Origin of the sequence: Chromatium okenii, assembly GCF_002958735.1 — a bacterium.
Lineage (GTDB): Bacteria > Pseudomonadota > Gammaproteobacteria > Chromatiales > Chromatiaceae > Chromatium > Chromatium okenii_A.
The window spans coordinates 306,713-327,221 of record NZ_PPGH01000018.1 but is presented as its reverse complement, the minus strand read 5'-3'; the positions used below and the strand labels follow the sequence as shown (position 1 = coordinate 327,221).

Genomic DNA, 20,509 nt, shown 5'->3' with positions numbered 1-20,509 from the left:
GTTACTGTGTTGGGCGAACGGGCCGAGATTGCGGTTGATTTGGCGATACCAGTACGGAAATGCGCCGTGGCGGGCGAGATATTGCACTTGATCAATGTAGGCGCTGCGCAGGCTGCCGGCGTCTACTTCTTGCAATCCAACAAGATCGAATTGACGGAGCAATTGTGCAATGCGCGTCAGATTGACCAGTTGCTCGGGATGCGGAAGTAAGTGCTTCCAACTGTTGGTGAAATAGTCGCTGTACTGGCGGGAGTGAATGCCAGCTTGCACGTTGTAGCTGAGGAGATTCAGTTGGCGCATTGTTGACACAATAAAAAACGGCAGGATGTCCTGCCGTTTTTTGTCATCCTCGAAAGGCAGTTACTTGGCAGCAAGTCCCTGAATATATTGAGATACTGCGGTCATTTCTTGATCGGTCATCCGCGCCGTGACGCCGCGCATCATGCCATTCGGATCATTTGCCCGTTCCTGCTTTTGGAAATAGCCCAGCGTTTGTTTGATGTAACCAGCGTGTTGACCAGACAGACGCGGGAATCTGGACAATCCCTGACCAAGACCAGCTGGACCATGACAACCGCTGCACGCAGGAACACCAGTGGTTGGATTGCCAGCGCGATAAATACTTTCACCGAGTTTGGTCAATTCGGAATCAGCCGTGCCACCGCTTTGTTTTTGGCTGGAGAAATACGCAGCGACATCTGCAACTTCTTGATCGGTCAATGGCATTGCCATCGGCGTCATCTGGACGTTGTAACGGTTACCCGCTTTGAAGTCCATGATTTGCTTCTTAATGTAATCAGGATGCTGACCAGCGAGCTTCGGCCAAATGGGAACTAAACTGTTGCCTTGCGGACCGTGACAGGCGATGCAAATGGTGCTCGCCTTTTGTTCGCCAGCTTTAATATCTCCGGTCGTTACCTGAGACGCCGCTGCTGCGTGTTGTTCAGCAGCCTGTACCACGCCAGCTGCGAAAATCGCTGCGACTGAAATCGTTAAGAGCAAAGTTTTCATCAGTTGTTCCGCGAGAAACTCCGGTATTGAAACCAGAGAGAAGTTGATAGGTTTGTTGGGTTAGCTTATTGAAAAACCGGCTTTTTATATCAGATATTGAGCATTTCAGTCAACCTGAACCAAGGTGTTCAAGCCAGTTGAAAGACAGCGTTTTGCTGCGTTTAGTTTCGCTTTCAACGTTACAGCAATACTAAATTATCACGGTGAATCAGTTCGTCATCGTCCAGATAACCCAAGATCGCCTCAAACTGGCTCGACGCCAAACCACGAATGCGTGTTGCTGCCGCTGCGTCATAATTCACCAGACCGCGAGCAACTTCGCGCCCTAGCTCGTCAATGCAAGCGACTACTTCGCCGCGCTCAAACTTTCCCTGCACCGCTTTAACACCGACCGCCAACAAACTGGTTCCGTTGTCGCGCAGCGCCCGCACTGCGCCAGCATCCAACACCAAACGCCCGCGCACTTGCAAATGTCCAGCCAGCCACTGTTTACGCGCTGCCTGCGGTTCCTGCGCGGGCATCAACAAAGTACCGACTGGCGCACTGGCGCCGATGCGCGTCAACACTGCTTCACCGCGTCCCGGCGCAATCACGGTTGGCGTTCCCGACCGCGCCGCCAGCCGCGCTGCCCGAATTTTCGTCACCATCCCGCCAGTGCCGAGTCCGGTGACGCTGCCGCCAGCCACTGCATCCAGCAGCGGATCGTCAACGCCGGTTTCCGTAATCAGCTGCGCGGTCGGATGAAAACGCGGATCGGCATCAAACAGCCCGTCTTGATCGGTCAGCAAAATCAGCAAATCCGCTTCAATCAGATTAGCGACCAACGCTGCCAGCGTGTCGTTATCGCCAAACCGCAGTTCATCGGTCGCTACGGTGTCGTTTTCGTTGATGACCGGAATCACGCCGAGCCGCAGCAGCGTGCGTAACGTACTGCGCGCATTGAGATAACGGACGCGATTGGCGAGATCGTCGCGGGTCAACAGCACCTGCGCGGTGTGCAATCCGCAAGTTTGGAAACAATCTTCGTAAGCCCGCACCAGTCCCATTTGCCCAATCGCGGCAGCAGCTTGGAGTTCGTGCAACGCTTTGGACGGCGCTGCCAACCCATTCGCGCCATACCTTCCGCAACTGCGCCGGAGGACACCAGCACGACTTCGTGACCGGCGCGACGACGCTCGGCAATCTGTTCCACCCAGGGCATCAGCAGCGCGTGTGTCAGCCCGTGACCGTCTTGGGTTAATAAGGCGCTGCCGATTTTGACGACCCAGCGCCGGGTCGTTGCGAGAGAATGACGGGTCATTGTGGATGAGAAAGTCTTTGCTTAATCAAGTGGATGCCAATCACCTTCGTCAGGCGTGGCGGGCGCATCCCATTCTGAAACGTGCGGATCAAGCGGTTTAAGCGCGGTATTGGGCGCAGCATCAGGATCGTTTTTGAGTTGTTCCAGTCGCTGCATCAGCGCGTTGACCAATTCCGCAGTGCCTTGTCCGGTCAGCGCGGAAATGCCGTAAACCGGCGTGTGCCAATCGAGCGCAGCGATCAATTGCGCCTGCCGTTCGGCGTATTCGTCGGCGTCAAGCAAATCGACTTTGTTCAACACCAGCCAGCGTTCTTTCTCGGTCAAATCGCCACCAAACGCGGCTAATTCTGCTTCAATTTTCTGCACTTGCTCGGCAGGGTCTTCTTGATCGCCGAGTGGCGCGATGTCCACCAGATGCAGCAGCAGACGGGTGCGGGCGAGATGTTTGAGAAATTGAATGCCCAGCCCAGCACCTTCCGCTGCGCCTTCGATCACGCCGGGAATATCGGCGACGACGAAACTGCGATTGCGCCCGACGCGCACCACGCCGAGATTGGGATACAACGTCGTGAACGGATAATCCGCAACTTTGGGACGCGCACTGGAAATCTGCCGAATTAACGAGGACTTGCCGGCGTTGGGAAAACCGAGCAGTCCCACGTCCGCCAGCAAAATCAGTTCCAACTGAAGTTCGCGGCGCTCGCCGGGTGTGCCGGGTTTGGACTGACGCGGAGCGCGATTGGTGCTTGATTTATAACGCGCATTGCCGATGCCGTGAAAACCACCCTGCGCGACCAGCATTCGCTGCCCGGTTTCCAGCAATTCGCCGATCAATTCGCCGGTGTCCTGCTCAAATACCCGCGTTCCGACCGGCACAGGAATGACGAGATCAGCGCCACCGCGTCCGGTCATGTCTTTACTCATGCCGTTTTGACCGCGTTCGGCGCGGTGAATGCGCTGGTAACGGAAATCGACTAACGTGTTGATATTATTATCAGCAATGAGATAAACGCTGCCGCCGTCGCCACCGTCGCCGCCATTCGGGCCGCCAAACGGGATGTATTTTTCGCGGCGAAAGCTCACGCAGCCGTTGCCACCATCGCCGGCCTCGACCCGAATGAATGCCTCGTCCACGAACTTCATGCGCGTAACCTACTTAATAATCTGCTAAAAATGAAAAAGCCCCGTCTGCAAAGACGAGGCTCAGAGTGTGCAGAGTGACGAACGCCCGCTCGAACTGCGAAATCAGACGTTCTCAACGGTCACAAACTTACGATTTTCTGCACCGCGCACCAAGAATTTCACCACGCCGTCACGCAAGGCAAACAAGGTGTGATCGCGTCCACAGCCGACGTTAACGCCGTTGTGAAATTTGGTTCCACGCTGCCGCACGATGATGCTGCCAGCGGTGACGGTTTGACCGCCAAACACTTTAACGCCGAGGCGTTTCGATTCGGAATCGCGGCCATTGCGTGAACTGCCGCCTGCTTTTTTATGTGCCATTGGGGTCTCCTTTTAACCGCCGCTGATGTTTGTAATTTTAAGCGCGGTGTACCACTGCCGATGTCCTTGACGCTTCATGTAATGTTTGCGCCGACGGAATTTCACGATCTTGACTTTTTGTGCCCGCCCGTGACTTGCGACTGTTGCAGTCACTGAGCAACCATCGAGATAGGGTTTACCAACTCTGATGTCATCGCCGTCAGCGATCATCAGCACTTGGTTAAGGTCGATACTTGCACCTTCTTCGGCAACCAGTTTTTCAACTTTTACCGTATCACCTTCGGAAACACGGTATTGTTTACCGCCGGTTTGAATGACCGCGTACATGTCTTCAAGTCCTCAAAATTATTCGGAATTGTTATCGACGCCCAGCGCCGGAACAAAGAAGCGGAATGGTATGTCGATATGGCATATTGCGTCAATCGTTTCACCCTGCGCTTCATTTAAGAGGACACCAATTTTGAGCGTTTTATTGCGAATCAGTCGACCGCAACCACACAAATGGCGTAATCTTAGCGCGTTACGAATAAACCTAAACCGCAACCCAGTGGCTTGACAGTTTTTTGTGCCACTCCTAGCATCATTAACCGCCATCATCGACAAATTCCTAAATATACGCATGGACCTCTCCACGATTCGACACCCCGTCGCTGAGGACTCGAAGGCCGTGGACGCCTTGATCCTGCGCCGTCTTCAGTCTGACGTTGTTCTGATTAACCAAATCGGTCATTACATCGTGAATAGCGGCGGTAAACGCCTGCGTCCACTGTGTGTGCTGCTGGCTGCTCGTGCCTGCGGCTACAGCGGTGAGCGCCATATTGATCTCGCTGCCGTTGTTGAATTTATTCACACGTCAACGCTGTTGCATGACGATGTGGTTGACGGTTCGGAATTGCGCCGTAACCGTGAAACCGCCAACGTGGTCTGGGGCAATGACGCCAGCGTATTGGTCGGCGATTTTCTGTATTCCCGCGCTTTTGAAATGATGGTTGATGTCGGCAGTATGCGGGTCATGGAAGTCTTGGCTCACGCGACCAATCGCATTGCCGAAGGCGAAGTGCTGCAATTGCTCAATGAACGCGATCCTGACACCAGCGAAACGCGCTATATGGAAGTCATCACCCGCAAGACAGCAACGTTATTTGAAGCCGGATCGCGGCTGGGCGCAGTGCTGGCGGATTCGTCGTCAGCCGTTGAAGCAGCAGCAGCGAGTTATGGTTTGAATTTGGGCATTGCTTTTCAGTTGATCGACGATGCACTGGATTACAGCGTCGATAATGCGGAATGGGGAAAAAATGTTGGTGATGATCTTGAGGAGGGAAAACCAACATTGCCGGTAATTCGTGCAATAGCGGTTGGTACTCCGGCGCAGCAAACACTGCTGCGCGACGCCATTGAACACGGTGGACGCGATCAAATCGACGCGGTAATCCAAGCGATTGCCTCAACAGATGCAATCGCCTACACTGCGCAGCTCGCAAAAACGCATGTGATACGTGCGCAGGAAGCACTCAAAGTGTTACCTGTTTCGGCAGCCACTGAAGCACTGGCGTTAATGGCGGATTTTGCAATTAGTCGCACACATTGATTGGATTTTCGGGGTGTAGCTCAGCTTGGTAGAGCGCTGTCTTCGGGAGGCAGAAGTCGCAGGTTCAAATCCTGTCACCCCGACCATAATGAATACTTAATAGCCGCTGCCCAGCGGCTTTTTTGTGCGTGTTGTTTTTAGGATGCAATAGGCTTCTCGGTGAAGTCACCCGCGATTAGGTAAATCCGGTATCATCCGGCGATTTATCCGATCAGGTCTGAAATAGTCCGATGGTTACTCGTCTGTTTAAAAAGCTCTTTGGAAGTCGTAACGAACGGCTCGTCAAAACTCTGCTCAAATCTGTAGCGCAAATCAACGCGCTGGAATCGACGTTAATCTCGCTCTCCGATGCAGCGCTGGCAGCGAAAACAGCGGAGTTTCGGCAACGTTTGGATGCTGGCGCGACGCTCGATAGCCTGTTACCGGAAGCGTTTGCCGTCGTGCGCGAAGCTGGCAAACGTGTTCTCGGAATGCGCCATTTCGATGTGCAAATGGTCGGCGGCATGGTGCTGAACGACGGCAAAATCGCCGAAATGCGCACCGGCGAAGGCAAAACGCTGGTCGCCACTCTCGCTGCTTATCTCAACGCGCTGCCCGGCAAAGGCGTTCACGTTGTCACCGTCAACGATTATCTCGCTCGCCGCGATGCTGCATGGATGGGACGGCTCTATCATTTTCTCGGTCTCTCGGTCGGCGTCATCAATTCCTCCGGCGGGCTGGGACCAGATGTTTCCTCGTATCAATTCGAGCCCAGTTATGAACCACTCGCCGCTAGTGAAGGTTATCGCCATCTCCGCCCGGTGACGCGCAAACAGACTTATGCCGCCGACATCACCTACGGCACGAATAACGAATTTGGCTTTGATTATCTGCGCGACAACATGGCGTTCACGCCGGAACAGCGCACCCAGCGCCAGCCTTTTTTCGCCATCGTCGATGAAGTCGATTCGATCCTGATTGATGAAGCACGGACGCCGTTGATTATTTCCGGCACTTCCGAAGGCAGCACCGAGCTGTATCAACACATCGACAAATTGATTCCACGTTTGACCCGTCAAGCACCGATTACCAACGACGAAGGCAAACCTGATTTTGGTCCCGGCGATTATTCGGTCGATGAAAAGCAGCGGCAGGTTTATCTCAGCGAAGAAGGTCACGAACACGTTGAACAAATGCTGTTGGAAATCGGAGTGCTCGACGAGGGCGCAGTGCTCTACGATCCCAGCAACATCGTGTTAATGCACCACGTTTACGCTGCGCTTCGTGCTCACGCGCTGTTCCAGAAAAACGTCGAATACATCGTCCGCGATGGACAAATTATCATCGTGGATGAATTCACCGGACGCACCATGCCCGGACGCCGCTGGTCGGAAGGACTGCATCAAGCAGTGGAGGCGAAAGAAGGCGTCGCTATTCAGTCCGAAAATCAGACGATGGCGTCGATCACCTTTCAAAATCTGTTCCGACTGTATCCCAAGCTCTCCGGCATGACCGGCACTGCCGATACCGAAGCCTATGAATTCCAACAGATTTACGGGCTGGAAGTGGTCGTTATTCCCACCAATCAGCCGATGATCCGCGATGATCGTGGCGACCTCGTTTATCTCACCCAAACCGAAAAATATCAGGCAATTATCACCGACATTCAGGACTGCGTGCGGCGCGGGCAGCCGGCGCTGGTTGGCACTGCGTCGATTGAAACCTCCGAATTGGTATCAGAGTTACTCAAAAAACACAGCATTCCGCATGAAGTGTTAAACGCCAAACAGCATGAGCGCGAGGCCGGCATCATCGCGCAGGCTGGGCGACCGGGCGCAATCACCATTGCGACGAATATGGCCGGTCGCGGTACTGACATCGTGCTCGGCGGCAATCTGGAAGCGGAACTCAATGACGCTGGCGTTGATGCCGATGCAGACGCGATTCGTGCTGCGTGGAAAATTCGCCACGCGCAGGTTGTTTCGGCTGGCGGTTTACATGTGATTGGTACTGAACGCCATGAATCCCGGCGTATTGACAACCAATTGCGCGGGCGTTCTGGGCGACAAGGTGATCCGGGTTCATCGCGCTTTTATTTGTCATTGGAAGACAATTTGATGCGGATTTTTGCCTCCGAGCGCGTGAGTCGAATGATGCAGCGGCTCGGAATGCAAAATGGCGAGGCGATTGAACATCCTTGGGTGACGAAGTCGATTGAAAATGCGCAGCGCAAGGTTGAAGGGCGCAATTTTGATATTCGCAAGCAGTTATTAGAATATGACGACGTGGCGAATGATCAGCGCAAAGTCATTTATCGCCAGCGCCGCGAATTGATGGATAGCGTGGATATTTCCGAGACCGTTGATGCGATGCGTGAGGATACGTTGCAGGCAATTATCAATGCGCACATTTCACCAGAAAGTTTGGAAGAGCAATGGGATATTGCGGGATTGACGGCAGCATTAACTGATCTATTCGGCGGTGAGTGGCCAATTCAATACTGGTTGGATAGCGATGACCGTTTGCATGAAGAGAGTTTGCGCCGCCGTATTCACGATACGCTCATTGCCCGCTATACCGAACAGGAAGAACAAGTTGGGGCAGCGCAATTGCGGCAGATTGAAAAAGCGGTGATGTTGCAAACGCTTGACAGTGAATGGAAAGATCATCTGGCGGCAATGGATTATCTGCGCCAAGGAATTCATTTGCGCGGTTATGCGCAAAAGAATCCGAAACAGGAATACAAGCGCGAGGCATTTGAAATGTTTTCGGCAATGCTCGATACCATTAAACATGATGTGGTGACGACATTGGCGCGATTGCATATTGGCGCTGCGCCTGCGCCGCTTAATTTCGCTCCGCCATTGCCGACGTTTGAATTCAAACATGATGAATTTCATGGTTTTGCGGATGATGAGACTGAAGCGCCAGCCGCTGCGGATGCAGAACATAAAACGGCTCCCGTATCGCAACCATTTATTCGCACGAATGAAAAGATCGGGCGCAATGATCCTTGTCCGTGCGGTTCGGGTAAGAAATACAAACAATGCTGCGGCAAAGCGAGTTGAAAATGAGCGGAGTTGAACTTTCATTTTTACCGGTCGCCGGAGTGCAATTGGCGACCGGCGCGGCGGGCATTCGTTATCACGGGCGCGATGATTTGCTGGTGTTGGCGCTCGCGCCGGGCAGCAGCGCCGCCGCCGTGTTTACGCGCAACGCCTTTTGTGCTGCGCCGGTGACGTTGGCGCGGCAGCATTTGGCGACGACTGCGCCGCGTTATTTGCTGATCAATTCCGGCAACGCCAACGCTGGCACCGGCGAGCGCGGATTGGTTGACGCGCAGGCTTCGTGCGCGGCGTTGGCGGAGCTAACTGGTTGTTTATCTGAACAAATTCTGCCGTTTTCGACTGGCGTGATCGGCGAGCCGCTGCCGGTGGAACGCCTCGCGGCTGCGCTGCCGGAGCTGTTGACGCGGCTGGATGTGAGCGCGTGGTCGCTCGCAGCGCGGGCGATCATGACGACGGACACGGTGCCCAAACTGGTCTCGCGTCAATTTGAATTGAACGGTCAGACGGCGACGGTGACGGGCATCGCCAAAGGTGCGGGGATGATTTGCCCAAATATGGCGACGATGCTGGCGTTTATTGCCACTGATGCCACTGTTGCGCCTGCGCTACTGCAACGCAGTTTGGAGCAGGCAGTCGCCGGTTCGTTTAACGCAATTACGATTGATGGCGACACGTCAACCAACGATTCCTGCGTGTTGATTGCCAGCGGTGCGCTCGGCAACCCGTTGATTGATCACGCAGAAAGTGCCGAATATGCGGCGCTGCAAACTGCCGTTGACGCAGTGTGTCTGGAATTAGCAACAGCGATTGTCCGCGATGGCGAAGGCGCAACTAAGCTGGTGACGGTGCGGGTGGAAGATGCGGCAAATGTTGCGGAAGCGCGACAGGTCGCCTACACCATCGCGCATTCGCCGTTGGTGAAAACGGCGCTGTTTGCGTCCGATCCGAATTGGGGGCGGATTTTGGCGGCAGTCGGACGCGCTGGCGTGACGGATTTGGACATCGCCCGCGTGCAAATTGATCTCGGCGACGTGCGAATCGTCAGCAATGGCGGGCGTTCGCCGGACTACACCGAGGCGGCTGGCGCGGCAGTGATGGCGGTAGCGGAGATTGTAATTCGCGTCATTTTAGGGCGCGGGGCGGCGACGGCGCAGGTCTTAACCTGTGATTTTTCTTACGATTATGTCCGCATCAATGCCGAATATCGCAGTTGAGCGCCAGCCGCTGCACGTCATGGTTGGCATCATTCGGGACACGAACGGACGGGTGCTGATTAGCCAACGTCCGCCGCAGGTCGCGCACGGCGGTTGTTGGGAATTTCCCGGCGGTAAAGTCGAGCGCGGCGAAACACCGGAGCAGGCGCTGGCGCGGGAATTGGCGGAAGAGTTGGGCATTCAAGTGGTGAGCAGTCAGCCGCTGCGGGTGGTGCGCCATGTGTATCCGACGCAGACCGTGCTGCTGGATGTGCGGCAAGTGACTGATTTTATCGGCATTCCGCACGGGCGCGAAGGTCAGCCGCTTGCTTGGCAACTGCCGACGGCGCTTGATCCGAGCGTCTTTCCCGCCGGAGATCGCCCGATTATCAATCTGTTACGTCTGCCGCCGTTGCTGCAAATCACTGACGGCGCTAAATCCCTCCTATTTGAAAAATCCCCCCAACCCCCCTTTGCTAAAGGGGGGCTTTTTAGTCCTTCCTTTTGCCAAAGGAATGAGTTTTTTAGTTCCCCCCTTTGGAAAAGGGGGGTTAGGGTGGATTTGCTCATTCAACTCCGCGCTCACGACCGCACCGATACCGAATACAACCAATTGGCGCGTCAATTGTTTGCTCGCTGCGAACAGCACGGTGTGCGGCTGGTGCTCAATCGCGCTCCCGACCGCGTCATCAATGTGCCGCGTCACGGGCTGCATCTCACCAGTCATCTATTGATGACGCTGACCGAACGCCCCTACAGCGCGACCGAATTGATTGGCGCGTCCTGTCACGATGCCGCGCAGTTGGCGCAGGCCGAGCGGCTCGGTTTGGATTACGCGCTGCTCTCGCCGGTGCAAAAAACCGCCAGCCATCCCGACGCGACGCCGCTCGGCTGGGCGCGATTTGCGGAATTGGTGGAATCGCTGGCGCTGCCGGTGTACGCGCTCGGCGGTGTGACGCCAGCGGATGTGCCGCTGGCGCAGTCGCACGGAGCGCACGGAATCGCTGGAATACGCGGATTTTTTGGAGATCGCTGATGACGACTTTAACGCTTGATTTAATAACAGATTTACCCGCTTCCGCCCTGATCGCCGCGCAGGTGGCGACGGCGTTGGCGGAGGATGTGGGCACGGGCGATTTAACTGCCGCGCTGCTGCCTGCCGGACAAACGTTGCGGGCGGAGTTGATTACCCGCGAAACGGCGGTTTTATGCGGAAGTGCTTGGTTTGAAACGGTTTTCAAACAGCTTGATCCGACGTGCTGCGTGAGTTGGACGGCGCACGACGGCGAGCGCATCGCGCCGGGGCAGCGGTTGTGCAGCGTGGAGGGCAACAGCCGCACATTGCTGACTGGTGAACGCACAGCGATGAATTATCTGCAATTGTTGTCGGGGACGGCGACGCGAGCGCGGCACTTTGCGGATGCGGTCGCGGGGCTGCCGGTGCAGGTGTTGGATACGCGCAAAACCTTGCCGGGCTTGCGGCTTCAGCAAAAATACGCGGTGCGCTGCGGCGGGTGCCACAATCACCGCATTGGGCTGTTTGACATGATTTTAATCAAGGAAAACCACATCTTAGCGGCTGGTTCCATCCACGCTGCGCTCGCAGCAGCGCAGGCGCTAAAAGCGGGAGTGGCGATTGAGATTGAGGTGGAATCGCTCGCGGAATTGGATGAGGCGTTGGCTGGCGGAGCACAGTTGATTTTGTTGGATAATTTTTCGCTGGCGCAGTTGCGCGAGGCGGTCGCGCTCACCTCTGGGCGGGCGCAGTTGGAAGCGTCTGGCAATATGAATCTGACGACGTTGCGAGCGGTGGCGGAAACGGGCGTCAATCGGATTTCGGTCGGCGGTTTAACCAAAGATGTGACGGCAGTGGATTTATCGCTGCGGCTGGTGGGCGCGTAAGCGGTAGCACTTTTTTAGAGTTATGCCGCTTAATTAACCTGTCAATTTGGAGTAAAAAATGTGCAAACTTGAATTAAAAGAACATGCAGCGATGACACTTCACCCCCAGTTTATTACGGATGAAAATGGCAACCAGTTATCAGTGGTTTTGCCGCTTGAAGAATACGAAACATTGCTGAATCGTCTGGAAGATTTTCAAGATATTGAAGATGCGCGAGCGGTAAAGGATGAGCCAACTGTTTCATGGGAAACCATCAAGGCCGAAATGGAGCTTGAGGTTTAATGGAATACCAGATTGAAATAAAACTGTCTGCTCGCAAGGCAATCTTAGCACTTTCAAAAGATTTGCAGCAACGCATGTATGACGCAATTAACAAACTTGCAGAACAACCACGCCCATCGGGTGTGGTTAAACTCTCTGGCGAACATGATTTATATCGTGTGCGCATTGGAGAGTACCAAATTCTCTAAGAAATTCACGATAATCGTGTGTTAGTTCTCGTTGTCAAAGTTGGTCACCGAAGCGATATTTATCACTGATGTGTTGGTTGTTTGTAAGTCAAGGCTATTTCACATCAGAATTAGAATTCACAATCAATAATTGATGCTATTCGGTCGGCGGTAGATTTATCGCTGCGGCTGGTGGCGAAATAAAAAAGTCGAATGAGCAATTGCCAATTCGACTGCATTTGTAATAGGAAATGAAATGTCAAAACTCAATGTGGATCAAAAAACAATATTTGACTTGCTGTCAGATAAAAAAGCAGATTTTCTCATTCCTGATTATCAACGTCCTTATGCTTGGGATGAAGAACAATGCCAAACACTATGGGATGATATTTTCTTATTTTCATTCCCAAATAATGACTATGAAACGTTTGATGAAAACGAAGAGTATTTTCTTGGGTCTATTGTGACGTATAAAAATGAAAAAGGAAAATCAGAGGTTATTGATGGTCAGCAACGCCTTACGACGTTAATGCTGATCTTGCGAGCTTTTTATGACAAATTTGCCAATATGCAGGATACAAATTCAAAACTAACGCGTAGTCGTATCGAGCATTGTATTTGGAAAACAGATACATTTGGTACGGCAGATAAATCCAAACTCAAAATTGATTCAGAAGTTGCCACAGATAATGACAAACAGGAATTTCTTGAGTTGCTATGTACTGGAGAAATAAAGTCGGGTAGTAAGAGCCAATATGTCAATAATTATCAATTCTTTCAAAGAAAAATTGATGATTTCTTACAAGAATTTGCGAGTTATTTTCCGTATTTGCCAGCCCGTATATTACGCAACTGTATTCTTTTACCTATTGAAGCAGAATCTCAGGATACGGCGCTTCGCATTTTTTCGACACTTAACGATCGTGGTCTTCCATTGTCAGATGCCGATATATTTAAGGCACAGTTCTATAAATACTACGGTGGTCTCGATAAAAAGGATGAATTCATTGCTGAATGGAAAGAGCTTGAAGAAATAACAAGTTCAGTGTTTTATCCGAACACAGGCACTCCAATGGATGAACTGTTTACGCGCTACATGTATTTTTTACGCGCCAAGGAAGGAAACAAAAGTACAACCACTGAATCACTACGAAAGTTTTATGAGCGCAATAAATATCAGTATTTCAAACAACCCAATACAATTAGTGAACTAAAAGCATTGGCTTTATTCTGGAAAAGTGTTTCTCGTCAAGATAAAAAGCGATTTTCTAATGATATTCTCAAAAATCTTTTTGTCTTGAAATATGCGCCAAATGGTATGTGGCAACACATCACTTCTGTATATTTTTTACAGAATAGAAACAATGATGGGTTATTAGAAGAGACAAAGTTCATTCAATTTTTGGATAAAATTACTGCTTTTATTTTTGCCTATGCAGTGACCAATCCCGGAGTAAATGCGCTGCGTACACCCGTATATGATGAGATGATTAATGTTATTAACGGTATCGACGTCACTTTTTCTAAGTATAAATTTAGCGAGAGCAAGGCACGTTCATTCTTTGAAAATTATGCGTTTACGAATCAGCGGGATATTACCCGCTCCATGATGACATGGTACGCCTATACCTTTTCAAAGCAGCAGCTTCTTGACAGCAATGAAATTTTCCACCTAGAGCACATCTATTCAAAGAAACGCCAAGAAATGGAAGGCGGTTTAGCTAAAATTCATCTTGAATCGCTGGGTAATAAGGTGCTACTTGAAGGAAGTATTAACATTAAAGCATCCGATTATCGGTTTGAAGATAAGAAGAAAATTTACAGCGGTAAACAACATCATGGAAAAAACAAAGATGCCAGTCAAATTTCCGAAATAGCTGACATCATTCGCTATACAAAATTTGATCAGCAGCAGATCGTTGACCGCAATAAAACTATCCTAGATAAGTTCTTCAATTTTCTCCACAGCGAGAATTTAATTGCGATTGCAGACTGACAAATAACGTTGATTGGGTTACTCCTTTTACAATTCAAAATAATACACCAGCGCAGAATCCCCGCTTGCCCACTGTCCTTTGTATTGATTGATAGCTTCTGCGCCGCTGAAACCAAGAACACTGTATTTGCCATAATGCGGCAATTTGCGCGTCAACGGCGGCAGTGCGGTTGCATTGTTGGTCGCCAACCACGCCAACGGTTGCTGATTGTGCCAGCGCGTGAGGACGACGCTCGAAATCCCCCCCAACCCCCCTTTTACAAAGGGGGGAGTTTCAAGTCCTTCTTTAGCAAAGGGGGGAGTTTTAAGCCCCCCTTTTACAAAGGGGGGTTGGGGGGATTTAAGCGTTACCTGTTGCGTCGCTGCATCAACGCTGAAATCTGCTGCGCCAGCACTCAGCGCGTTAAGGTGCTGATTTTCCCAGCCTAATAACCAAATCGGTTGGTCAGTCGGTAGCTGCGCCAGCTCGGAATCTAAACGAATCTGCCAACCCGAATGCCCTTGCAGCCAAGTCGTCGCCAGTTGGCGATACCCATTCAACAACGGTTCTGACGCCGCAGCGGGCAACACGATTACGCCGCGCTCTGCACCAAATAACGCGCTGAGAGTGACTGGCGTTTCGCCCGCAGCCAGCTCGCGGAAAACGTCAAACGCCGGATCAACCGCGATGCGCTGCGGAGTGCTGGGCAAAGTCGCAGTAAACGGCGTGATACGCTCGTGGCTATCAACGATCAACGACAATGGTTCGCCGTTACTTTGACTGATAACAATCGGAATTTGCAGCGGAAATGGTGCAGAGGTTTGCGTTTGTTCCACCAGACCGCGCACCTGATAACCGGCGTCAACACGAACCATTTCAACTGCGCTCAACGCCAGCCGAGGTGCGCCGAGACGGGTCGTCCACGCAGTGAAAAAATTGCGCAAATCGCGCCCGCTCACTGCCTCAAATGCACGTTGCAAATCAGCGTAACTTGCGGCACGAAAACGATTATCTGCGTAAAACCGCCGCAGTCCGTCCTCAAAAATGGTCGCGCCCAATTGCTGGCGCAGCATGTGAAAAAACATCGCGCCTTTGCCGTAACCAATCGCTTGCGACGCAGAGCCATGACGACCGCGAAACGCAGTGAGCGGAAAATCCTGCGCAGTGCGCACGTAATCGGCAAAATTGCGCAGCGCATCGCGGCGATATTCCGCGCCTTGCCCCGCGCGTTCTTTCAACCAATGATCCGCCAAATACGTCGTCAGCCCTTCGCACCAATTGCCAGTAGAATCATCAACATAAACGCTGTTGCCCCACCAGTTATGCAGAATTTCGTGCGGATAAGAACTGTTGATAATGAACGGCAATCGCAGCACCTGCGCACCGAGCAACGTAAACGACGGCATTCCGTAACCGCTTTCCCAGAAATTTTCGACCAGCGCAAATTTAGCGTAGGGATAAGCGCCAAGCAGCGCCGCGTAATGCGCGACATATTCTTCCGTTGCCGCGAGATAACGTTCAGCCAGCGCCGCATCTGGCTCGCGCAAATACACCTGCGCTTCAAAACCATTTGCTGCCCGGCGATACGCAGTGAACGGCGCAGCAACGAGTGGAATATCCTCTTGCGGCTGGGTTTCCGTCCACATTGAAATGCCAATGTTCGGCTCATTACTGCCCGCACCAGCGGCAATTGCAAACCAGCCCGATGGCAATTGCGCCCGCAATTGAAAAGTGTGCAGCGTATTTGGCTGGCGCGGATACCAACCGCTATTACCATCCAGAAAAATACCGGCAGAATCAATTGTGCCCAGTGACCATTGATGCGAGCGCCCCACACTCTCATCAATGTGTTCCAACGGATGTTGAATGCGTCCCTGATAATGCAGCGTTATCGGTTCGGCATCATGCCGCTGCAATTGATATGCGCTTAAATTAGCGACCGTGCCCAGTGAAATAAGCTCGGCAGCACCGTGAATAACTTGTGGATGAAGATCGCGGTGCAACGTGAATTGCCATTGCTTCATTGCTGCCGGAAGTGTCAGCGTATCTTCAACCGCAAGCGTTCCGCCAGCAGGATCGAATTGCACGGTTAATTGGTGGTGAACAACTGGTGAATTAGCAGTAGCACTAAATGGCAATAACAACACGAATAAAAAAACGCTAATAACCTGAACAAGACTGGGCTGGTGCATGATTAAATACCGAAACAAATGTGAATATGGAGTGCTCTAATGAACATTGAATTGGCAGATATCGAAGCGCAATTACAATTTGGCGCACAGCTTGCGGCGCTGCTGCCACCGACCTGCGTCCTGTATTTGGAGGGCGATTTGGGAACCGGCAAAACTACGCTGGCGCGGAGTATTTTGCGCCAACTTGGTCACTCTGGCGCAGTGCGCAGTCCCACTTATACGTTGTTGGAACCGTATCAGCTTGCAGATCGTGTCGCTTATCACCTTGATTTATATCGCTTAACTGACGCGAAGAACTGGAATATCTCGGTTTGCGCGATCTGCTCGGCGAAAATGCGCTGTGGATGATCGAATGGGCGGAACGCGGCGTCGGGCATGTGCCGCCAGCCGATATTAGGATTAAAATCAATCATTTGCCGGTCGGTCGGCACTTGACACTGCGCGGCATGACGCCATCCGGTGAGGCGCTGGTGGCGATGCTGCGCGACGTTGGCAAGTAACGGAGAAATCATGCTCAAACATTTACATAAAGCACTGTTAGTCTTGTTTTTTTTATTCGTTGCATCGAGCGCCAGCGCGGAAGTCACGGTGCAATGCGCGGGCGTCACTTCCGACGCAGAAAAAACTCGTTTGATTTTAGAAACAACAACTTCAGTGGCGCATCAGGTGTTTACGCTCGAAGCGCCCGACCGCGTGGTAATTGACATTACGCAAGCGCGGCTGATTGGCGAGCTGCCGCAGGCGACGACCCGTGATCGCACACTGGTTGGTTTGCGCAGCGGCGTGCGTAACGAGGCCGATTTGCGCATTGTGGTGGATTTGAAACAGGCAGTGCGCGTGAAAAGTTTTTTCACCGCGGGCGCTGACGTGCAGCACCAGCGTTTGATTATCGACTTGATTCCTAAAGGAAATAATGCCCGTAACAGCGCCGATTCGCGGCGTCGAGGCAAGGTGCGTTCCGCCATCATCGCCATCGATGCGGGGCACGGCGGTCAAGACCCCGGCGCGATTGGTTCGACCGGAGTACGAGAAAAAGATGTGACCTTGGCTATTGCCAGCAAATTGGCGCGATTAGTGAATAGTGAGCCGGGAATGCGGGCGTTAATGATTCGTAATGACGACAGTTTTATTGGTTTACAGGAACGCGTTTTAATGGCGCGACAACATCACGCTGATTTATTCATTTCTATTCATGCTGATGCGTTTGATAATACCGATGCGCATGGCTCTTCGGTGTATACGCTGTCTATTGGTGAGGCGAGTAGTGACGCAGCGATGTCATTGGCACAGCGAGAAAATAGTGTCGATAAAATAATGGTGTTGATATTGCTGCAAGTAATGATTTGTTGGCAACCGTTATTTCTGATATGACGCAAAGCGCCACGATTGAGCACAGTAGCGAAGTAGCAAAAACGGTGATTTTTTATTTGGCAAAAGTGAGTAATTTGCATAAAACTGAAGTGCAACGTGCTGAATTCGTGGTGTTGAAATCACTGGATGTACCATCATTACTGGTAGAAACTGCGTTTATTTCTAATGCCGATGAAGAACGACGTTTAACCAATGCCAACTATCAATTTCGTTTGGCACAAGCGATCTTGTTTGGGATTCGGGCATATTTGAAAAAAAATCCGCCACAAGGGTTACAAGTCAATGCGCAGCTCTCAGCAGATTCTCAATAAATAATGTCTCATTCAATTCACATTCTTTCACACCAATTGATTAGCCAAATTGCCGCTGGTGAAGTGGTTGAGCGCCCAGCTTCTGTGGCTAAAGAATTAATTGAAAATAGTCTCGATGCGCAATGCACACGCATTGAAATTGAAGTGGAACAAGGCGGAATTAAACGGCTGCGAGTACGCGATGACGGGTGCGGCATTCCGGCGGCGCAGCTCGGGCTGGCATTGACGCGCCACGCGACGAGCAAAGTCTCCGAAGCCGCTGATTTAGAAGCAATTACGACCTTTGGATTTCGCGGTGAGGCGTTGCCGAGCATCGCGGCAGTCAGCCGTTTAACGCTGATTTCGCGTCCGGCGACGGAAAATGCTGCGTGGTCGGTCACGGTCGGCGCAGATGGACGGATTGAGGCGCCGCGTCCGGCAGCACATCCAGTCGGAACCAGCGTTGATTTATATGATATTTTTTACAACATGCCAGCGCGGCGCAAGTTTCTGCGCAGCGTCAATACTGAGTTTGCGCATCTGGAGCAGGTGGTGCGGCGCGTGGCGCTGGCGCGTCCAGACATTGCTTTACAACTGCGGCATCAAGGGCGATTGGTGCTCGATGTGGCGGCGAGTGCCGACGATGATGCAGGCGTTGCTTCTCGACTTAACCAGTTGTTAGGTCAAACTTTTCTGCGCAATCGCTGCGTTTGGACGAGACCGCCGGCGGGTTGCGACTGCATGGCTGGGTGATGCGACCGGCGTTTTCGCGCAGTCAAGCCGATCAGCAATTTTTCTATGTCAACGGGCGAATGGTGCGCGATAAATTGGTTGGTCACGCGGTGCGCCAAGCGTTTAGCGATGTGCTGCATCATGGACGCCAGCCGGTGTATTTGCTGTTTTTGGAACTGCCGCCGCCGCAGGTGGATGTCAACGTGCATCCGGCAAAAGCGGAGGTGCGATTTCGGGACAATCGGCAGGTGCATGATTTTCTTTTTCGTTCAATTTACAAGCGGTTATCGCAGGGAACGCTGGCACTTGAGCAATCTTTCCAACTTCCCGGTGCGAACAAATCCCCCCAACCCCCCTTTGCTAAAGGGGGGCTTTTAACTTCACCTTTTACAAAAGAGGCGCTTAAAACTCCCCCCTTTGTAAAAGGGGGGCAGGGGGGGATTTCTTCTCGGCAGCTCCACGATGAACCGGCGCGTTATCAAATTAACCAAGCATTTCAACAGCCTGCGCCGTTGCTCGGTACGGCGCTGGCGCAACTCAACGGTATTTATATTCTGGCGCAATCTGCTGCCGGTTTAGTCATCATCGATATTCATGCGGCGCATGAGCGTATTGGTTATGAGCGACTTAAAAGTGCATGGCGCAATGGACAAATTGCGCGACAAGTATTGTTGCTGCCATTAACAGTGCAAGTAAGTTTGCGAGAAGCTGAGGTATTAGATACGCATACGGAAATGCTGACGCAATTGGGTTTGGTGATTGATCGCATTGATGTAGATCGGGTGCTGGTGCGCGAAATACCCGCGTTATTGCAACAGGTCGATATTGAACAATTGGTGCGCGATGTCTTTGCTGATTTGGTGGTGTGCGGTGAAAGCAGCGGAATTGAAGAAGCAACGAATACGGTATTTGCAAAAATGGCTTGTCATGGCGCAGTGCGGGCGCATCGGCAATTGACGCTGACGGAAATGAATACGTTATTGGCGGATATGGCAACCACTGAACGCAGCGATCAATGTAATCATGGACGTCCAACATGGATTGTGCTTCAGTATCACGAATTAGATCGGCTGTTTGCGCGAGGACGATAACCCAGCGTGATGCGCTCTAATCCATTCAAATCACGCTGCGTTTCAATGCGTTGTAATTCATGCGCAGCGAATAATTGCCGCACTGCTGCGCCTTGCTCAAAACCGTGTTCAATGGCAATTAAACCGCCGTGTCGCACGCAGCGATTTACCTCGCCAAGAATGGCGCGAATTGCGGTTAAACCATCAATACCGGCGGCCAGCGCAGTCGGCGGTTCAAAGCGCAAATCGCCACGAATTAAATGCGGATCGCCAGCGGTAATATACGGTGGATTACTGATCACTCCATCGAGGCTCGCACTGGCAAATCCGCGCAGCCAATCGCCACGCAGCGCGGTAACGTTATGTAGTTTGAGCGCCCGAAAATTTGCCGTTGCCACTGCGAGTGCGGTTGGTGCACGATCAACGGCGAACAGCGTCCAATGGCAGCGTTCACTCGCCAATGCTGCGGCAATTGCGCCGCTGCCCGTGCCGAGATCGGCGATCTGTAGTGCGGCGGCTGGCGCGAGTAATTCTAATGCAATTTCAACGAGTTGTTCGGTTTCTGGACGCGGAATCAATGTTGCTGGCGAGACTTGCAAGTCCAACGTCCAAAATGCTTGTCGTCCGCGAATGTAGGCGATTGGCTCGCCGCGCAGCCGCCGTGCCAGCAACTGTTCAAACTGCGTCACGGCAACGGAATCGAGTTCGCGTTCTGGCCACGCCCGCAAGGTGGTACGCGCCCAGCCGGTCGCTTCGGTCAATAACAATTCGGCTTCCAATTGCGGCGAACTGTCGGGCAAAGTAGCGAGTGCAGTTGTCGCAGTGCGGAGGATATTGATGATATTCACGGTAGAGTGTATTCCGGGGAATGAACGAATGGTTGC

At 52.2% G+C, this 20,509-nt stretch carries 18 protein-coding genes, 1 tRNA gene and 3 pseudogenes; 14 read left to right on the top strand and 8 right to left on the bottom strand.

Features of this window, described 5'->3' with window-relative positions:
• From CXB77_RS04505 to rplU, 6 genes and pseudogenes are all read right to left on the bottom strand, one after another.
• A pseudogene (locus tag CXB77_RS04505) lies at positions 1–300 on the bottom strand (endonuclease/exonuclease/phosphatase family protein); the annotation flags it as partial.
• Between the two features lie 60 nt (positions 301–360).
• On the bottom strand, positions 361–1,014 hold the full coding sequence (locus CXB77_RS04500) for a c-type cytochrome (RefSeq protein ID WP_105072498.1): 654 nt from the start codon (positions 1,012–1,014) through the stop codon (positions 361–363).
• Positions 1,015–1,190: 176 nt separating this feature from the next.
• Positions 1,191–2,311: pseudogene (gene proB / locus CXB77_RS04495) on the bottom strand (glutamate 5-kinase).
• A gap of 21 nt (positions 2,312–2,332) precedes the next feature.
• A complete protein-coding gene (gene cgtA, locus CXB77_RS04490; protein ID WP_105072500.1) occupies positions 2,333–3,454 on the bottom strand; it encodes an Obg family GTPase CgtA in 1,122 nt (373 codons plus the stop codon).
• A 102-nt stretch (positions 3,455–3,556) separates the two neighbouring features.
• The gene (gene rpmA, locus CXB77_RS04485) at positions 3,557–3,814 is read right to left on the bottom strand and encodes a 50S ribosomal protein L27 (RefSeq protein WP_105072501.1); all 258 of its coding nucleotides are present in this window, start codon (positions 3,812–3,814) and stop codon (positions 3,557–3,559) included.
• A 12-nt stretch (positions 3,815–3,826) separates the two neighbouring features.
• Positions 3,827–4,141: a 50S ribosomal protein L21 gene (rplU, locus tag CXB77_RS04480; RefSeq protein WP_105072502.1), complete on the bottom strand. Its 315-nt coding sequence runs from the start codon at positions 4,139–4,141 to the stop codon at positions 3,827–3,829.
• Between the two features lie 292 nt (positions 4,142–4,433).
• Here rplU and CXB77_RS04475 point away from each other — a divergent pair, with 292 nt between their 5' ends.
• From CXB77_RS04475 to CXB77_RS04435, 9 genes are all read left to right on the top strand, one after another.
• On the top strand, positions 4,434–5,402 hold the full coding sequence (locus CXB77_RS04475; RefSeq protein WP_105072503.1) for a polyprenyl synthetase family protein: 969 nt from the start codon (positions 4,434–4,436) through the stop codon (positions 5,400–5,402).
• A 9-nt stretch (positions 5,403–5,411) separates the two neighbouring features.
• Positions 5,412–5,488, top strand: a tRNA-Pro gene (locus CXB77_RS04470).
• Positions 5,489–5,632: 144 nt separating this feature from the next.
• Positions 5,633–8,449 carry a preprotein translocase subunit SecA gene (secA, locus tag CXB77_RS04465; protein ID WP_105072504.1) on the top strand — a complete coding sequence of 939 codons (2,817 nt, stop codon included), beginning with the start codon at positions 5,633–5,635 and terminating at the stop codon, positions 8,447–8,449.
• Positions 8,428–9,663, top strand: coding sequence for a bifunctional glutamate N-acetyltransferase/amino-acid acetyltransferase ArgJ (gene argJ, locus CXB77_RS04460; protein ID WP_242445439.1), 1,236 nt, complete (start codon positions 8,428–8,430; stop codon positions 9,661–9,663). The genes secA and argJ overlap by 22 nt, the downstream gene beginning before the upstream one ends.
• Positions 9,644–10,678: a thiamine phosphate synthase gene (locus CXB77_RS04455; RefSeq protein WP_242445438.1), complete on the top strand. Its 1,035-nt coding sequence runs from the start codon at positions 9,644–9,646 to the stop codon at positions 10,676–10,678. The genes argJ and CXB77_RS04455 overlap by 20 nt, the downstream gene beginning before the upstream one ends.
• Positions 10,678–11,544: a carboxylating nicotinate-nucleotide diphosphorylase gene (nadC, locus tag CXB77_RS04450; protein WP_105072940.1), complete on the top strand. Its 867-nt coding sequence runs from the start codon at positions 10,678–10,680 to the stop codon at positions 11,542–11,544. Before CXB77_RS04455 ends, nadC begins: the two co-directional genes overlap by 1 nt.
• A gap of 58 nt (positions 11,545–11,602) precedes the next feature.
• Positions 11,603–11,827 (top strand): hypothetical protein, encoded by a 225-nt coding sequence (locus CXB77_RS04445; RefSeq protein WP_242445437.1) that lies wholly within the window; start codon positions 11,603–11,605, stop codon positions 11,825–11,827.
• Positions 11,827–12,015 carry a type II toxin-antitoxin system RelE family toxin gene (locus CXB77_RS04440; protein ID WP_197710993.1) on the top strand — a complete coding sequence of 63 codons (189 nt, stop codon included), beginning with the start codon at positions 11,827–11,829 and terminating at the stop codon, positions 12,013–12,015. Before CXB77_RS04445 ends, CXB77_RS04440 begins: the two co-directional genes overlap by 1 nt.
• Before the next feature lie 235 nt (positions 12,016–12,250).
• Positions 12,251–13,990 carry a DUF262 domain-containing protein gene (locus CXB77_RS04435; RefSeq protein ID WP_105072939.1) on the top strand — a complete coding sequence of 580 codons (1,740 nt, stop codon included), beginning with the start codon at positions 12,251–12,253 and terminating at the stop codon, positions 13,988–13,990.
• 27 nt (positions 13,991–14,017) lie between these two features.
• Here CXB77_RS04435 and CXB77_RS04430 read toward each other — a convergent pair whose 3' ends face one another.
• Positions 14,018–16,162, bottom strand: a complete 2,145-nt coding sequence (locus CXB77_RS04430) for a M1 family metallopeptidase (protein ID WP_146108678.1) — start codon at positions 16,160–16,162, stop codon at positions 14,018–14,020.
• Between the two features lie 39 nt (positions 16,163–16,201).
• Between CXB77_RS04430 and tsaE the strand changes: the two are divergent.
• The 5 genes and pseudogenes from tsaE (at position 16,202) to CXB77_RS23545 (ending at position 19,646) form a co-directional block, all read left to right on the top strand.
• Positions 16,202–16,662 (top strand): annotated as a pseudogene (gene tsaE / locus CXB77_RS04425) (tRNA (adenosine(37)-N6)-threonylcarbamoyltransferase complex ATPase subunit type 1 TsaE).
• A 10-nt stretch (positions 16,663–16,672) separates the two neighbouring features.
• On the top strand, positions 16,673–17,533 hold the full coding sequence (locus CXB77_RS04420; protein ID WP_105072937.1) for an N-acetylmuramoyl-L-alanine amidase: 861 nt from the start codon (positions 16,673–16,675) through the stop codon (positions 17,531–17,533).
• Complete coding sequence (locus CXB77_RS04415; RefSeq protein WP_105072936.1) at positions 17,530–17,844, top strand: N-acetylmuramoyl-L-alanine amidase family protein; 315 nt, start codon at positions 17,530–17,532, stop codon at positions 17,842–17,844. The genes CXB77_RS04420 and CXB77_RS04415 overlap by 4 nt, the downstream gene beginning before the upstream one ends.
• 3 nt (positions 17,845–17,847) lie before the next feature.
• Positions 17,848–18,576 carry a DNA mismatch repair endonuclease MutL gene (gene mutL, locus CXB77_RS23550; protein WP_347338049.1) on the top strand — a complete coding sequence of 243 codons (729 nt, stop codon included), beginning with the start codon at positions 17,848–17,850 and terminating at the stop codon, positions 18,574–18,576.
• A complete protein-coding gene (locus tag CXB77_RS23545) occupies positions 18,555–19,646 on the top strand; it encodes a hypothetical protein (protein WP_347338048.1) in 1,092 nt (363 codons plus the stop codon). The genes mutL and CXB77_RS23545 overlap by 22 nt, the downstream gene beginning before the upstream one ends.
• On the opposite strand, the gene prmC is transcribed toward CXB77_RS23545, so the two are convergent.
• The gene (gene prmC, locus CXB77_RS04405; RefSeq protein ID WP_242445436.1) at positions 19,610–20,473 is read right to left on the bottom strand and encodes a peptide chain release factor N(5)-glutamine methyltransferase; all 864 of its coding nucleotides are present in this window, start codon (positions 20,471–20,473) and stop codon (positions 19,610–19,612) included. The genes CXB77_RS23545 and prmC overlap by 37 nt on opposite strands.
• Between the last annotated feature and the right edge of the window lie 36 nt (positions 20,474–20,509).

Coding starts and splice junctions, on each gene's coding strand:
- CXB77_RS04475 (WP_105072503.1), top strand. CDS start 4,434: ATGGACCTCTCCACGATTCGACACCCCGTCGCTGAGGACTCGAAGGCC.
- secA (WP_105072504.1), top strand. CDS start 5,633: ATGGTTACTCGTCTGTTTAAAAAGCTCTTTGGAAGTCGTAACGAACGG.
- rpmA (WP_105072501.1), bottom strand. CDS start 3,814: ATGGCACATAAAAAAGCAGGCGGCAGTTCACGCAATGGCCGCGATTCC.
- cgtA (WP_105072500.1), bottom strand. CDS start 3,454: ATGAAGTTCGTGGACGAGGCATTCATTCGGGTCGAGGCCGGCGATGGT.
- CXB77_RS04430 (WP_146108678.1), bottom strand. CDS start 16,162: ATGCACCAGCCCAGTCTTGTTCAGGTTATTAGCGTTTTTTTATTCGTG.
- CXB77_RS04435 (WP_105072939.1), top strand. CDS start 12,251: ATGTCAAAACTCAATGTGGATCAAAAAACAATATTTGACTTGCTGTCA.
- CXB77_RS04420 (WP_105072937.1), top strand. CDS start 16,673: ATGCTCAAACATTTACATAAAGCACTGTTAGTCTTGTTTTTTTTATTC.
- CXB77_RS04455 (WP_242445438.1), top strand. CDS start 9,644: ATGCCGAATATCGCAGTTGAGCGCCAGCCGCTGCACGTCATGGTTGGC.
- nadC (WP_105072940.1), top strand. CDS start 10,678: ATGACGACTTTAACGCTTGATTTAATAACAGATTTACCCGCTTCCGCC.
- rplU (WP_105072502.1), bottom strand. CDS start 4,141: ATGTACGCGGTCATTCAAACCGGCGGTAAACAATACCGTGTTTCCGAA.
- argJ (WP_242445439.1), top strand. CDS start 8,428: ATGCTGCGGCAAAGCGAGTTGAAAATGAGCGGAGTTGAACTTTCATTT.
- CXB77_RS04440 (WP_197710993.1), top strand. CDS start 11,827: ATGGAATACCAGATTGAAATAAAACTGTCTGCTCGCAAGGCAATCTTA.
- CXB77_RS04445 (WP_242445437.1), top strand. CDS start 11,603: ATGTGCAAACTTGAATTAAAAGAACATGCAGCGATGACACTTCACCCC.
- CXB77_RS04415 (WP_105072936.1), top strand. CDS start 17,530: ATGACGCAAAGCGCCACGATTGAGCACAGTAGCGAAGTAGCAAAAACG.
- mutL (WP_347338049.1), top strand. CDS start 17,848: ATGTCTCATTCAATTCACATTCTTTCACACCAATTGATTAGCCAAATT.